This is a genomic window from Paenibacillus sp. MSJ-34 (genome assembly GCF_018918005.1).
Taxonomy (GTDB): Bacteria; Bacillota; Bacilli; order Paenibacillales; family Paenibacillaceae; genus MSJ-34.
In genome coordinates this window covers 1-14,643 of sequence record NZ_JAHLPR010000083.1, presented here as the reverse complement: position 1 = coordinate 14,643, position 14,643 = coordinate 1, and the positions used below count along the sequence as shown (strand labels likewise).

Below are 14,643 nucleotides of genomic sequence, written 5' to 3'. Positions count from 1 at the left end.
GATTATTACAAAGGAGTTCATGGCTATGAATACAGGATAAATGATGTGAAAAAGTAGACTGGGGACAGGGGAAGAAGATCCCCATACCCCAGCTTACTTTGGTACGTATGAACGGAGATGCACGAACTTAAAGGACGCCGTCAGGCGTTTTTCTTATTATTTTCGTCATGAGCGACGATTTCTTTTAAAATTCGATACAAACGATGTTGCCGAGCCTCGCTTTGCTGCAACAATAATGTCATGCTCTCCCAAACCCATTTCTTGGATCGTAAAAAGCCTTCCTCTTCGTCTTCAAAAAATAGGTTTATGTTTACTTCTAATGCTTTAGCGATCTTTTCAATTGTTTGCAGTTTTACATTCTGCTCGCCGCGCTCCAGCCTTCCAATATAGGATGGGGTGGAACCAATCTCTTCGGCTAAACGTTCCTGTGTCCAATTTTTCGCTTGACGATATAGTTTGATTTTAGCACCGACAAGGATGACAATAGAAGCTTCCATAGAATCATCAACACCTCTCATATAGAAGTGTAGACGATTATTAGAAAAGGCATGAGGTACTTCCAAGGACATTTATAAATTTAAATTGTCCTTAATGAGAGAATGAGCTATACTAAATCTGGCAGGATATGGTGGGCAGATTTTAGATTTATCGAAATTCAAAAGAGAAGCAAATGGTATAGAGCTGAAAAGGGGAAGCCATCAGAGATACAAAAAAGAAACGACACCAGTATGCATGAACCCTGGAGAAATACTATAACAGGGGGATCTGGTTTGGTTGAAAATAAGCTACTCGGAAAAATCGAATTTCTTCGTAACGAATTGAATTCGCTGGCAAAGGAATTAGGCATTCGATCACCCGAGGTGGTTAAAAAATCAGCAGAGCTTGATAAAGTCCTTAATGAATATGAACACTGGAAACGCACCAAACGAATAATCCGACAAAGTGGGATAAAGTAGAGCACGAGGAAAATATGAAGGTTTCGGGACAAATGGAGATTTGAATTGTAGACGGATTGTCTATTCTTCTCGAGAGCGTAAAAAGTTTTGTGTAAATGGTTAAACTTCCCATTAAGGAGATGATCATTTATGCAAGACAAGAGAGACATGACCATCAAGGAGTTAGCGAAGGATTGCCGAACCATCGAGGACGTGCACATCATGCTAAAAGATTTGTTCCGTGACACCATCCAGCAGTTGTTTGAAGCAGAAATGGATGACCATTTGGGCTATGCCAAACATAGTGCCGATGGCGATCATTCAGGAAATAGTCGGAATGGGTATAGCAAAAAGACGCTGAAAACAAAGTTCGGCAATACAGAAATTCGTGTCCCCCGTGATCGCAACGGCGAATTTGAACCTCACATTGTGAAGAAGCATGAAACGACCACAAATGGCTTGGAAGAGCAAATCATTGCACTCTACGCCAAAGGTATGTCTACTCGCGATATTGAAGAACACATGAAGGATCTGTATGGGATCGACGTGTCTCCTACGATGGTCAGTAAAGTAACCGACAAGATTATGCCGATGGTGGCAGAATGGCAATGCAGACCACTTGATCGAGTCTATCCGATCGTGTTTCTTGATGCTATTCACTTCAAAGTTCGGCAAGAGAATCGTATCGTTAACAAAGCAGCATACAGCGTTCTTGGCATTACTATGTCTGGTCATAAGGACATTTTGGGCATTTGGATCGGCGAGCACGAAAGTGCAAGCTTCTGGCTCAATGTGTGTACAGAGCTGAAAAGCCGTGGTGTAGAAGACATTCTCATCGCCTGCAAGGACGGTCTTTCAGGGTTTTCTGAGGCGATCCATGCTGCTTTTCCGAAAACCCAAATTCAACTGTGCGTCATCCACCAGATTCGTAACTCTATGAAATATGTTCCGTTCAAAGAAGAAAAGTTAGTCTTGGCAGATTTAAAGAAAGTCTATCAAGCCCTTACGTTAGAAGAAGCTGAGACTGCTTTTTCTACGTTCAAAGACAAGTGGGGAAAGAAGTACCCCATCATTATTCGCTCCTGGGAAAACAACTGGCTCGAACTGACCGCCTATTTCAGCTATCCCCCAGAGATACGCAAGATGATTTATACGACGAATATCATCGAGGGCTATCATCGGCAACTCCGTAAGGTCACAAAGACAAAAACGGCTTATCCATCCGATGATGCTCTACGGAAAATCATCTATCTGGCTACCGTTGAGGCATCGAAGAAATGGACTATGCCGCTTCGGAGTTGGAAAGAATGTATATCGCAACTTGCCATCCATTTTGGAGATCGATTGCAAGGGGAACTGTCCGCATAATCCAACTGTTGAGTCGGCTTGACATGGAGCCTCTGCGGGCATGATTTCTTGCGATTGGGCGATGCCAGTAAAATATGCATCGCATGGCAAACAAGCCTATCACGCCCGCCCCTCCATGTAAAGCCTATGATGTAACTCTTCATTTCTTAAAAACCCATTTACACAAAATAATTTACATTCCCTTCTTCTCTTTCCAACTCAAAGGACTTTTCTTTGTGATCGGATCGTTCTTCCTCGGCGTGCTCATCCATCACGATTTCTTGCCCTTGTAGTTCCTCAAACTCCAGTGCCGAATTAATCTCGGATTGTCGGGCTACCATCTCCTGCAATTTTTGTTCAAATTCAAAAGGTTTATTAATCTCGTTTTGGGCAGCCATAAGTTGGTCATGCATATCTTTTTGTTTCTGTTCAGCTTCTTGCAACAAAGAAGAGATTTTTTCAATGGCATTCTCGATACGAGAAATATTGCCCAGTTCCGATTCGCCTAAATCAATGGCGTAGCTTTTTGCTCCTTTAATCTCCAGATGAATGTTGTACATCGATTGACGGGCAAGCAAAAGGTCGAATCCCCGATAAGATCCGATTCGCAGGGATTCATCAGGCTGCAATACCGTCATGTTGAAAAGGAGAAGAAGCAACTCGCCCGCCTTGGGGCGTTCCGTAAATGTTTTTCTATCCAATTCGATGACAAAAGGTTGATTCATGGACTGGCGGGACAATTGAATGTCCGCCTGTAAATCCTTGATTTCCTGTTGTATCTTTTCGATCAAGTGCGGATACTGCTTGATTTTGCCTTCTAACATCATGCGCTCGTTATGCCAATTGGATTGTAATAGTTTCAAGCGAATGACTTCGTTGTCTACCTGCATTTTCTCCGCCAGCAGTGGATTTGCGGTTGCAATGGCTTTTACTTCGGCTGCGGAAAGTACCGTTTCATCGGCATCTTCGCAGGAGCGGGAAATACTTTTCCCGGTCATGACCTGGGAGATGTATCGGAGCTTTTGTTCCTGGATTTGCCATAGGTAAGAGTCGAACGTCCCTTTGGTGACATAACGGAAAATCTGGACGACTTCGTTCCGGTTGCCTTGCCGCAGAATACGGCCATCACGCTGCGTAATGTCTGCCGGCCTCCAGGGACAATCCAAATGGTGGGCGGCTATGAGCCGATCTTGTACATTGGTGCCGGTCCCCATTTTCTGCGTCGATCCAAGTAATATGCGGACTTCGCCGCGGCGAACTTTTTCAAAAAGTTCTTCCCGTTGCACATCGGTCTTCGCATCATGAATAAAAGCGATTTCTTGTTCGGGTACACCGGAATCTACCAGTTGGGTTTTGATCTCGTCATAAACGTTAAATTGTCCCGGCTTTGGTGTGCCGCTATCGCAAAAGATCACCTGAGTGAGCCGATCATCCTGAGTTTTCTTCCAAATGTCAAAGACGTTCGAGATACAGCGATTCAGTTTGGAGTTCGGGTCCGAGGGGGCATCTTCATCCACCAACCGGGGATCAATGGACATGAGTTTCGCCTCGTGCGTCAGTTTTAGCATGTTATCTTCTGTAGCATCTACCTCACTGTTGCGTATTTTCTCGGCCCGCTCGACAAATTCATCCATCATCATTTTTTGATAAGGCGTACATTCGCTGACAACGATGGTTGCTTTGTCGCCTTCCAATTGCGGTGTGGGAAGATTGAGCATGTCGGCTGTTTGAATATCGGCAACAAGACGAAATAGGCTCATCAGTTCCGGCAAGTTATGAAACTTGGCAAAGCGGGATTTCATCCGGTAGCCGCTTCCTTCCGGGGTAATCTCCAACGAGGTGACGACCTCGCCGAATGTCGCCGCCCAGTTGTCAAAGAAATTCAGGCCCAGCTTTTGCAACAGGTTTGGTTGAAGATAGCGCTGCATCACATACATTTCAGACATGCTGTTGCTAATGGGTGTACCCGTAGCAAATACGACGCCCCGCCCTTGGTTGATCTCCTGCAAGTATTGACATTTCAGCAACATATCCATGGCCCGTTGACTGCTGCTTTTGCCGATTCCAGCAACATTGCGCATTTTTGTGAACGTGAAGCAGTTTTTATAGGCATGGGCCTCATCCACAAATAGCATATCAACGCCAAGCTGTTCGAAGGTCAGCAGGTCGTCTTTTTTTTCATCATTCGCCAATCGTTCCAGACGAGACTTCAGGTTATTCTCAAAGACGACCATTTGTTTGACGCTCCAATTGTCTCCCTTTTCTTTCTTCATTTGGTCGATCATTTCGGAGATGTTGCGGATTTCATCCTGCAGGAGTTGCTCCTGACGTTCTTTGGAGATGGGAATCTTTTCGAATTGGCTATGGCCGATGATGATCGCATCATAGTCTCCCATCGCAATCCGTGAGACAAAGCGCTGCCGATTGGCCAGGGTAAAATCTTTTTTTGTCGTCACCAGAATATTGGCAGTAGGGAAGAAGCGAAGAAACTCATTGGACCATTGTTCGGTTAAATGATTGGGAACGCAGTATATCGGTTTTTGGATCGCGCCGATGCGCTTCAAGTACATGCCAGCGGCAATCATGGCGGCGGTTTTGCCTGCGCCGACTTCGTGAGCCATGAGCGCAGTACCGGAATAGATAATTCGTGCCGCGACATCTTTCTGGTGCTTCCGCAGCGCCATTTCTTCATTCATGCCTTGGAACACCAGATGATCGCCATCATAGTTGCGGGGGCGAATCGTATTGAACTTGTCGTTGTAAATGGTGAGTAAGGTATCCGACCGTTCCTTATCCCGGAACAGCCAGGCTCCGAAGGCTTCTTTCATTTGCTGTTGCTTGGCGCGTGCAATCATTGTTTCTTTGGCATTGACGACGTACTTGACTTGCTCCTTGCCGTTACTGTCCAAGTAGGTGACCGGATCCCGGATCGTGATACTTTGTAAATTCAGGCTGCTTTCAAAGATCTCGTATGCATTGACGCGATGGGTACCATACGTCTGATTGACTTTAATGGAGTTCCGTTCCAACGTTTTGCCGGATACACGCCACGTATTGGTGTATTCCAAGTACTCAACATCTATGGCCTGGGTTCTTTGAAATGTTTGGGATGTACCGAAAGTTTCAAACATAAAATCCCGATAATAGCGTACGGGAATCCACGGGCTGCCAATACGAAAATCGATATCGCCGGGTGACAGCGGAGCAGGTTGAACGCGGGTTAACGCCGCCACATTACGCTCAAACAAGCCGGGATGTTCCTGGGCCTTTAATGTGGCATAAGCTAACTTGTCTTTGACGTTTCCAGACAAATATTCCTCATCCATTTCCCATCCTTCGTCCTCATCGCCGGTATATTTTTGCGGATTGAGGAAGATGCGATCGCCCAGTTCATCCCGCACTTCGGGGACCGTTTTGCCGCATAAGTGGGCGATATACGGCAAATCGACCCGGAGCCGTTGATTTAAGCAAATTTGCAAAGCTTCCAGAGCGCTATCCGTATGGTCAGGCAGACGGTTCATCTTGATAGTTGGTCTGGTAAAGATGGCCGCCTTCTCCCATGTTTTCTCCGAAGTCTGATCTTCGATAGACCGTAAGAGTGGCAGTTGATCGTCATCAGCAAAAGCGGCTGTATTCGCTCGGTCATTAATAAAACCGTGTTGTTGGACAAAGCGGTCGTATACCTGATTGAGTCGCTGTTGTGCCTGCTTTAATTCTGCTTCGTCATAGCCATACTCATGGGATTGAATTTGAATGACATCCAAAAGCGCCAGCTTGATTTCGCATAATCCCTTGATTCGTTCGGCTTTTTTGCCCTTGATGTCTTGATGCAACAAATAGCCGTTTTCACAGTAATAAATTTGTCCTTGCTGTAACAGGTAGGTGAAATTTTTGGTTCCGGGAGGCGCTTTGATCGGTTTGACTTCTTCCTCATCCAGCACATCCGGCAAGCTTGTCTCCGATGTTTGCTCCGATGCATCAGGGAAGGAGGCTTGAAGAGTACTGAGCGCTTGCTCTAGCATGGGAGACAGCTCCTGATTGTCATACGGCACACAAGCTGTCGTTTGCTCCGGCCCATACATGCCGCGATCCCAAACCATGCGACCCAGCACCATTTCAGGATGAGAGAGATAGTAACGGTTGATCGGTATACCATCTTCGGTAACATCGGTAAATACCCACTCGGGCATGTCTTCTTTTTTCAATGACATTAGCGGCTGTTCCCGTTTTTGCAAAAAAACGATGTCGGTCGTGACTTCGGCTCCGGCCAGCGATTGAAAAGTCGTGTTGGGCAGGCGTGCGGCTCCGATCAGGTTTGCTTTTCGTGCCAGCACTTCTCGAACGGAGGAATCCTGTTTGTCCAAAGTTCCTTTGCTGACGATAAAAGCCAAGATACCGCCGGGTTTGAGCAGGTCTAAAGATTTGACGAAAAAATAATCATGGATCAGGTAATTGCTGGTGTAACGCCGGTCAAAAACACGAATATTGTGAAACGGGATATTACTGAATATGGCATCAAAATGATTGTCCTGAAAATCAACCGTTTCAAACCCTTTCAGATGTATAGTTGCTTGAGGATATAGCTGCCGTGAGATTCTGCCTGTAATGCTGTCCAGTTCCACGCCATGAAGCTCGGCCCGCTGCCAATCCAGAGGCAAAACAGAGAAGAAATTTCCGGTTCCCATGGAGGGTTCCAGCAGTTTACGGCCTGTTCCATCCGTAAGACCAAAACGATGCAACGTGGCATGGATGTGTTCAATAAGGAATGGCTCGGTATAAAAAGCAGTGATGGTAGAATTCCGCGCCGCTGCATATTCCGTTTCATCCAGCAAATGTCTCAGTTCCTGGTACTCGTTTTCCCAACCGGGGGCGGATGGATGAAAGGCGTTGACCAAGCCGCCCCACCCGACATAACCGGCCAAAATCTGTTGTTCCTCCGGGTTAGCTAAGCGCTGTTCATATTCCAGTTGCTTGAGCAGTCGAATGGCTTCCACATTCCGCTTGTATTTGCTTTTCGAGCCTGAAACGTAAGGAGAGTTCTCTGGATTGAAACGATAGTTGACAGCATTGATGCGAGTGGGTGAAGAGGTGGGGTCATTCGATACCTTGACAACTAATCCGTGATTTTTGTATTCCGTTTCAAGGTCTGGAACATCTTGATTCTCCACTTCTTCAAGCGTTACGGTTGTCTGGTCGCCTGCATCCTGCTCATCGACCGTTTCCTGATGTCCTATTTGCAAGGCATAATCGAACAATGTCCATTTCGGTTCAACGGGAGGGAAGGGAGCAAAGTTCTCATCATAACGGCCATCTCGGATCAGTTCCAGAATCTTAGTGGCGACTTTATTCCATGTGAACGAAGCCTGATGTTCTCCATCCGCATCCGTCCAATACAACTCGATCCCTTTGCCTTTGTAGTCGAATCCGCTTAAACCGCTGCCGAATTCTCCTCTAGCACCGCCGATTCCGTAAAGGGACTTGAGTAATGTGGCCAGTTTAACCGTTTTTACGGGTTGAGGAACTTCCGTAACAAATTGATACACACGCGGTTTGATCACCAATCCGCCTCGGTCGCTGCGCAGCAGGTGCTCCAGCATATCTTCGGCGTCATGCCTGATGCTGTCGGTCTCCTGTTTAGGTGCAAAAAAAGAACCGCTGACAGGCGGTTCATGATTCGGCTTTGATTTGGTTATCTCGGTTTCAGTACGATGTCGTTCAGTACCAGTTCCTCGGCTGTGGACTTGATCTGATTCAGGTGGCGTGTCCGCTCCAAAATGTCTTCGGTCTGCGGCATCGGACGAAGTCGGAGAAGCTGTTCGGTGAGCTGGTTCATCTTCTCGTTGGCTTCCTGATCCGCCTGATGCATTTTTTCCATCAGGTTCCCTTGCATTTTTAAGCTCATGAACCTCTGTGGATGATGATTGCGCAAATAGTTCAGCGCCATTCGCCCGTATTTGCCCAGGGGCTGTTGGTCGGCCTCCGCTTGATTGGAGATTTGCAGTTGGGGATAAAGCAGGCCGTCCGTCTGTTCGGAATAATTCAGATTCACCTTGATTTCGGTCATGTGTCATACTCCTTTCCTGTTCTATGATTTTGACATGTCTCCCGATGTCCATCAGGATTTCTTTGGATAACTCGGTGACGAGTCCGCCGAGCCGGGACATGAGAGGCACGGTATTCCAATGAGGGATTGTATCAAAGGCTGGAGAGAGGACGGATTCCGGCAAGCCGCAGCGCTGATGAATGAAAAAACGACTGCTCGCTTCGATCAACTCCAACATTTGATCTTCAATGCCCCCGGTAGGAATCGAACCAAACAGATGATCAGCCATGTCCAGTTCCATATCCTGCATAGACACATCTAAAGAAGCGATGCTTTGTCTGACCATTATACTGATACATTCGCTGAGATTATCGGTATCGTAGGAAGTCAGTCGCCCTGCCAATTCAGCAATATCCAGATGTTCCAAACTCCATGTTTTTGGCGCGGCCTTACCGTAAGTTTGGGTTACGTCAAATAAATAATCCAGCGTTAACCCGGCATCGCGATAATCGCAAACGGCGATCGCTTTTTCTCCTTTGGAAACATAACGCCCCAATTTGTTACAAAGAGGCAAGGAGGCCAGCATGGTTGCGGTAGGGTTTTGCATATAGATCAGCAGGGCATTGTCGAAGGAATATTTATAAATACCGGAAGCAAAGGTCAGATAGTCCGTCCAGGTTTCCGGCGAATTTGAGATGTAGGATACGCCTGATTCATACAACGATTTCAATTGTTTAGCGCGTGCCATATGGTTGTCCTCCTTCCTCCATGGTTTGAATTGCGTTTTTAGTGCTCCAGTTCATCCCATACATCTCTGCCGTGGTTAGTGAAAGGTTGAAACGATGTCCAACTCTGCGATAAATCAGAGGCGTAGGAAGGGTAGCGAAGTTTAACCGCTTCAAAAAAGTAGGGCAATAAGCCGTTGTCAAACAGATAGTAGGGGCTATAATAACGAGCATCCTCTTCGCTTTCTCCTGTATAACCGGTATATAAATTGAATGCCAATCGCGTAAGACGGGAAGTGGTCCCGGTCTGCCAACCTTCGTTCAATCCCTCCAGTCGGATGCTATCCTCTTTGAAATTGTATAGATCGTTGATATTTCTACGGGTGTCTTCTGTTAGTCCCAAAAGATAAAAGAGGGCCTTACGGTAAGGATCGTGCTGACGATGAGTGCGGACCACGTTACCTTCATAAAATTGTTCATGGGCAACGTCTTTAAAAATCATTGGAATTCCTCCTTGTCTGGATCGTGGTTTTCTTTGGGGTGTTGCGAGAAATATAAGGTTAGCGCTTTGTCGATGATTTCTTCGACTTCCGCCGCTTTGCTATCCGGCGAAAAGTATTTGGTGTAAATTTTATGTTTCAACTTAAAAGGGGCGGGGGTTTTGCTTTTTGGTCTCCGGGTGGCTTCACCGGAAAGAATGGACTTAATGATCTGTTTAGTACAATGACGGTTTTCGGACTTTCCTCTTAGCAACTCCGATTTTTTCATATCCACCTTGTAGCCTTGTTCCTGAATCAAGGTTTCCACGGTTTGCTGTTCTTCCAGTTTCAAATAAGACAGATCTACAGCAGGGCGTAGTTTGATTTCTCCCTGATCGACTCGTTCTAACAATTCAGGGACTAAATGATTGAGACGTAAATAACGCTTGATGTTGGTAGGACTCATGTCGTTTTTTTCAGAAACTTCAATTACGCTCCAAGCTCCCTGTCCCACTGGGACAGAGGCTTCGGAAACGCTGCTGTGACTAGGGTTTTCGGCTTTCTCAAGCTGGTTTAATTTGTTTTGCTTTTGCTTGGCTTCCTTACAAGCTTCAAGCTGCATATGCAGGGCACGAGCCAGTTCGCTGGGCAGCATATCCTGGATAGAACGTTGATGGAAATTAGTGTCCACCACGATGATGACGGCTTCGGCCTCTGTAAGATTGTCCATTATAATAGAAGGAACAGAGATTAAACCGGCAGCTTTCGCAGCATTCGCACGGTTATGCCCGGACAGGATTTCATAACCATTGGGTTCTTTTGGTCGGACGATGATCGGAATCAACACTCCGTTTTCCATAACACTCTCAACTAGTTCATCCAGCTTATTCCCTTCATATAACTTGAAGGGGTGGTTGTAAAATGGAACCAAGTCAGATAAAAGTAGCTGGGTTACACCTGTTCCGGTCATGGTTTCCGGTACTTTTGCTTCTTCTGACAAAAGCAGCAGTTCATCAATACTGGAGAGCTTGGGCGTAGGGCGTTTACTTGCCATTTTGGATCAACTCCTTCGCCAAGCTTTGGTAAGCCAAGGCTACTTTGGATTTTGGATGAAACTCGATAATGCTTTGACTGTAAAAGTTGGCTTCCCCGACTTTAACAGAAAGCGGGATTTGAACATCGAAGATACGGAAAGTTTCCCGGTAATAAACTTTCACAAGACGAAAAGCTTCCTTGTATAAGTTCGTTCTGGTATCACACATGGTCATTAAGATGCCCTCGATACCAATCCTTGGATTAATGCGTTTTTTCACTTTGACGATAATTTTAAGCAATTGGGTCAAACCCGTGGCGGACCACAGTTGCGGATTGACCGGAATAAGTACTCGGTCGCTGGTTGCGAGTGCGTTGATTGTAAGGAGGCCGAGGGAAGGATTCGTATCGATAATGATGTAATCGTATTTATGTTTCATCGGTTCCAGTAGGGAAGCCAACGTTTTCTCTCCGCCCATTTCATCCCGCAGATTGATTTCGGCAACGGACAATTCGATGTTGCTCGGAATCAGGTCGATGTTGCCGTGAGAATGAATGTATTCGTCTGGAGTTGGAAGTGGCTCATCGCTCATGATGGCATTCATGATATTAAACATCGAGAGCTTGAGTTGATCCGGGTTTTCGATACCAAAGCACATTGTCAAATTGCCCTGCGGGTCAAAATCGACTAGTAATACTTTTTTTCCTTCATTGGATAAGGCATAAGCCAAGTTGTAGGCGGTCGTGGTTTTACCGGTTCCTCCTTTTTGGTTTGCAATAGTGATGACCGTTGTTTTGGACATAAGAACACCCTCCCTGGAGCATGCGCTCCGAATAATGTGTCAATGGTAGGGAGCGGGCTTGTTCTTCCTTAGTTCTCTCCGAGTTATCTCGAACGTTCTAAAAATCTCATCTTTTTTTGAGAAAATCCCCAAAGCCTTTTGAACCCTGAAAAAAACAGAAAAACCCGCGAAAAACCTTGATTTTACAAGGCTTTTCGCGGGTTCTAAATTCTTCTTCTTTGACTTAACTTCCGCATGTGTTATAATAACACTCGCGACTCAAAATCCGCTTCCGGCGACGGAGTGGGGGTTCAAGTCCCTTCACCAGCACCAATAATAAAACTACGATGTTCTTTGGGATTAGCCCGAGGAACTTTTTTATTATTTAAAACTGTAAACATTCGCTCATTGCATGGGCTGATGTGATTTTCGTACTGACGTCCAAATGTGCATAGATATTTGCTGTTGTTGAGAAATCGCTATGCCCCAGCCATTCTTGAATTTCTTTCATACTCACTCCATTGGCGAGAAGTAGACTGGCGCAGCTATGTCTCAGATCGTGATAGCGAATTCTCCGCAATTTATGCCTAGAGAGTACGATAGGAAAATGTTGCGTAATATACCCCGGCTTGATCCGATGCCCCAGCTTGTCCAGATAAATGTAATCGAGGTAATCAGTACAGTAGGAGTCTCTATACAGGCGTCTGTATTGTTCTTGTTGTTCCTTTATTCGTAAAAGAAGTTCTTCGAACGCTGCAACCAATGGCAGAGAGCGATGACTTGATTTGTTTTTTGTACGATCCTTCTCCACGGTTATATACTTCCCTTCGACAGATACTTCAATTACCGTATGCTGAATGGTAATGGTTTTATTTTTGAAATCAATCGAATCCCACTTTAGCCCCACAACTTCGCTTCGACGTAATCCGTAAAATGCCGAGAGCAGAACCGCTAGCTCGATTGGATCGCCCTTTACCGCTTCGAACAGCTTCTTCATTTCTTCCCTGTCGTAAAAACTGCCGACAAATGTATTTTTCTTTGGACGTTCGACTTTATCTGCGGGATTTGAGGGAATCATATTCGTTTTGAACGCATATTGAAGCGCTTTGCGGATATTCGCGTGGAAATGGATAACTGTATTAGCTGTAACACGGCGAACTTCTAATTCATATTGATAAAATTCCTGGATGTGATTCGGTTGCAATTCTTGAAGCAAAATCCCTTTTTCCTTGAAGTAAGGTGCTATCCTGCCTTTTACAGCGTTAGAATAGGAAGCATAAGTTGTGATTTCAATACGGTGCTTCATCATTTCCAGCCATTGAAGCATGAAGTCAGAGAATAACAGGTCTTCTTTATCTGCTTGCTGAGGAGTTTCGAAATTTTTGCGAGCTTCAATAAGTAATGCTTCGGCTTTCTTCTTGTTGCCTTTTACGGGTAAACCCGTGGAAATCCATTTGTTTTTCCTTTTACCTTGCTCATCTTTATAATTTAAGACGATATAGAAATAACCTTTCTTCTCCTGTAGGTGGCCTGCTACCAAACCATGTCCCTCCTTGATATAGCAGCCCCAATCTCCTACCATTGACGATTCTAGTGTAACATAGTACAACTGGTAATTCAATGCACTAAAGCGTTGCAGTATGAAGGGGCATGATCTTTTGTCATTCGAAGGAGATAGAGGAGAATATTGATCTTGGGAATTTTATAAGCTCTGCCAATTTTGAAGTGTTCAATTTGATTTGCTTGCAACAGTTTATAGGCAGTTTTGGTACTGATGCCGCCCAACATTTCGCACATTTGAGTAACGTTGACGACATCCGGATAATTTTGAAACATTAAATCATAGGGTTCTTTTTGACATAATGTATCGAACGAACTGTACGACATCACAATCTCCTTTCTACGAAATTATGTATCAATACCGTGAACAGAAAAAAGCACATTTCAAGCTGCCGCTGGTTATACGGCATCATAGCTCCGATTTTTTACGGAAACTCCCCCTCATTCGAGCGGGCTGCCCCCAATGCAGTGATGCTGGCCGGGCAGAAGTATCATTATCCCTCTTGCAGGTCATGGCGATTCAACCCACCACAGATTGATTGGGACCAGAAGTTATCGCTCTTGCTAATAAGAACTGGCAGTCTTCGCGCTTCCGTCCGGTCGCTTTCCGCTTTTCGCGGGTACAAGAGGAATGTACTCGAAATGTGTATATGGAATTTTCAATGATCACGTGGATATCGGAGATCAAAGGCTTTTTGCATCTCCTACAAAATAAATAGGGGTATTCACTTTAAAAGGCAACTTGAGCGATAAATATTTTTATTAAATTGCGAGGGAAAGTTTGTAGTTTCGGAGAATCGGAGTAAAGCGAAGTTCCATCTTCAACCGAGAAATGCCGAGCAGCAGAATATTCATTCTACGGCTCGGCTTTTCCCTATTCCTTGTAACGGTCAAGATCAAAACGGCGAATCGCCAAAATAAACTCAATGACCAGTTGTTGTCTGCAGTCTTCATTGATCACACCATGATAGCGAGAGTATTTGTTGATCAGAGGCTCATAGCGCTCAATTAGTTCGGCTACTGCTTGTCGATCACCCTGCTGGGCTAAGTGAATTAATTCCATAATTTCACGCATTCCATGCTCCTCCTTTTTAGTAAGTTATAGTTCCAAAGCGGTTAGGAGGAGCACGGTATCTGATCAATGCTTTCTTAACAATCGATATAACTTTTAAGCCGAATTAACAAGTTGATTTTGGATTTCGTTATAGCTTGTCTAGTTACGCCAAACAAATTGGCTATTTCTTTGTCGGTCCTTTCCCCATAGAATTTCAGGTACAGTAGTTTTCTTTCGGAAGGACTTAAGCTTTGCATTGCCTGTGACAGGCTTAAACGTTTTTCGACATGAATAAAAGGGCATACAATTATTTTGCAAGTAAAACCTACCTCGGGAACATTTTCATCATATGGTACCAATCGCTGGTATTCCCGGTTAAGTCTTCTGAAATAATCACGGCTAGCACGACTAAGGCATGAGTTAACATAACGACTAAATCCTTTTTCAATTGCGATTATAGTGCTACTCTTTTTTTCCATAATGTTACACCTCCTCATTAAGTAATAAGCTTCTCGGAATTCACATTCCGTTGTAGGCTCTAGCCTCCTAGCTAGGGTCTTTATTGTTTCACCCCCAAACATGGGGTGCGAACAAACATTCCTCTTGACTTTTCAAAATCACCCCAATAATCGCCGAGAAGGCTTTTTTTATTGCCTATCTCTAATGAATTGGGTGATTTTCATGAA

Annotated in this window: 11 protein-coding genes; 2 read left to right on the top strand and 9 right to left on the bottom strand. The window is 45.0% G+C overall.

The features are described 5' to 3' along the window. Positions 1–140: 140 nt before the first annotated feature. The gene (locus tag KQI79_RS26370) at positions 141–497 is read right to left on the bottom strand and encodes a helix-turn-helix domain-containing protein (RefSeq protein WP_216541322.1); all 357 of its coding nucleotides are present in this window, start codon (positions 495–497) and stop codon (positions 141–143) included. A gap of 102 nt (positions 498–599) precedes the next feature. On the opposite strand from KQI79_RS26370, the gene KQI79_RS27880 reads away from it, so the two are divergent. Both KQI79_RS27880 and KQI79_RS26360 read left to right on the top strand, forming a co-directional pair. Beyond that, complete coding sequence (locus tag KQI79_RS27880) at positions 600–956, top strand: aspartyl-phosphate phosphatase Spo0E family protein (protein WP_253298425.1); 357 nt, start codon at positions 600–602, stop codon at positions 954–956. Positions 957–1,085: 129 nt separating this feature from the next. Then, positions 1,086–2,303: an IS256 family transposase gene (locus KQI79_RS26360; RefSeq protein ID WP_173600261.1), complete on the top strand. Its 1,218-nt coding sequence runs from the start codon at positions 1,086–1,088 to the stop codon at positions 2,301–2,303. Between the two features lie 158 nt (positions 2,304–2,461). Here the strand turns inward: KQI79_RS26360 and KQI79_RS28505 are convergent, their stop codons facing one another. The 8 genes from KQI79_RS28505 to KQI79_RS26315 form a co-directional block, all read right to left on the bottom strand. Beyond that, entirely contained in the window at positions 2,462–9,073 is a 6,612-nt protein-coding gene (locus KQI79_RS28505; RefSeq protein ID WP_483311417.1) for a helicase-related protein, read from the bottom strand. A 38-nt stretch (positions 9,074–9,111) separates the two neighbouring features. After that, complete coding sequence (locus tag KQI79_RS26345) at positions 9,112–9,552, bottom strand: DUF6075 family protein (RefSeq protein ID WP_216541319.1); 441 nt, start codon at positions 9,550–9,552, stop codon at positions 9,112–9,114. Beyond that, on the bottom strand, positions 9,549–10,583 hold the full coding sequence (locus KQI79_RS26340) for a ParB N-terminal domain-containing protein (RefSeq protein ID WP_216541318.1): 1,035 nt from the start codon (positions 10,581–10,583) through the stop codon (positions 9,549–9,551). The genes KQI79_RS26345 and KQI79_RS26340 overlap by 4 nt, the downstream gene beginning before the upstream one ends. Continuing rightward, a complete protein-coding gene (locus KQI79_RS26335; RefSeq protein WP_216541317.1) occupies positions 10,573–11,364 on the bottom strand; it encodes a ParA family protein in 792 nt (263 codons plus the stop codon). The genes KQI79_RS26340 and KQI79_RS26335 overlap by 11 nt, the downstream gene beginning before the upstream one ends. A 364-nt stretch (positions 11,365–11,728) precedes the next feature. Further along, positions 11,729–12,883, bottom strand: coding sequence for a phage head closure protein (locus tag KQI79_RS26330; protein WP_144942050.1), 1,155 nt, complete (start codon positions 12,881–12,883; stop codon positions 11,729–11,731). Between the two features lie 77 nt (positions 12,884–12,960). Continuing rightward, the gene (locus tag KQI79_RS26325; protein WP_225312825.1) at positions 12,961–13,140 is read right to left on the bottom strand and encodes a helix-turn-helix domain-containing protein; all 180 of its coding nucleotides are present in this window, start codon (positions 13,138–13,140) and stop codon (positions 12,961–12,963) included. A gap of 637 nt (positions 13,141–13,777) precedes the next feature. Further along, positions 13,778–13,978, bottom strand: coding sequence for a helix-turn-helix domain-containing protein (locus KQI79_RS26320; RefSeq protein ID WP_144942046.1), 201 nt, complete (start codon positions 13,976–13,978; stop codon positions 13,778–13,780). Positions 13,979–14,052: 74 nt separating this feature from the next. Beyond that, positions 14,053–14,436 carry a sigma factor-like helix-turn-helix DNA-binding protein gene (locus KQI79_RS26315; protein ID WP_216541316.1) on the bottom strand — a complete coding sequence of 128 codons (384 nt, stop codon included), beginning with the start codon at positions 14,434–14,436 and terminating at the stop codon, positions 14,053–14,055. Positions 14,437–14,643: the final 207 nt, after the last annotated feature.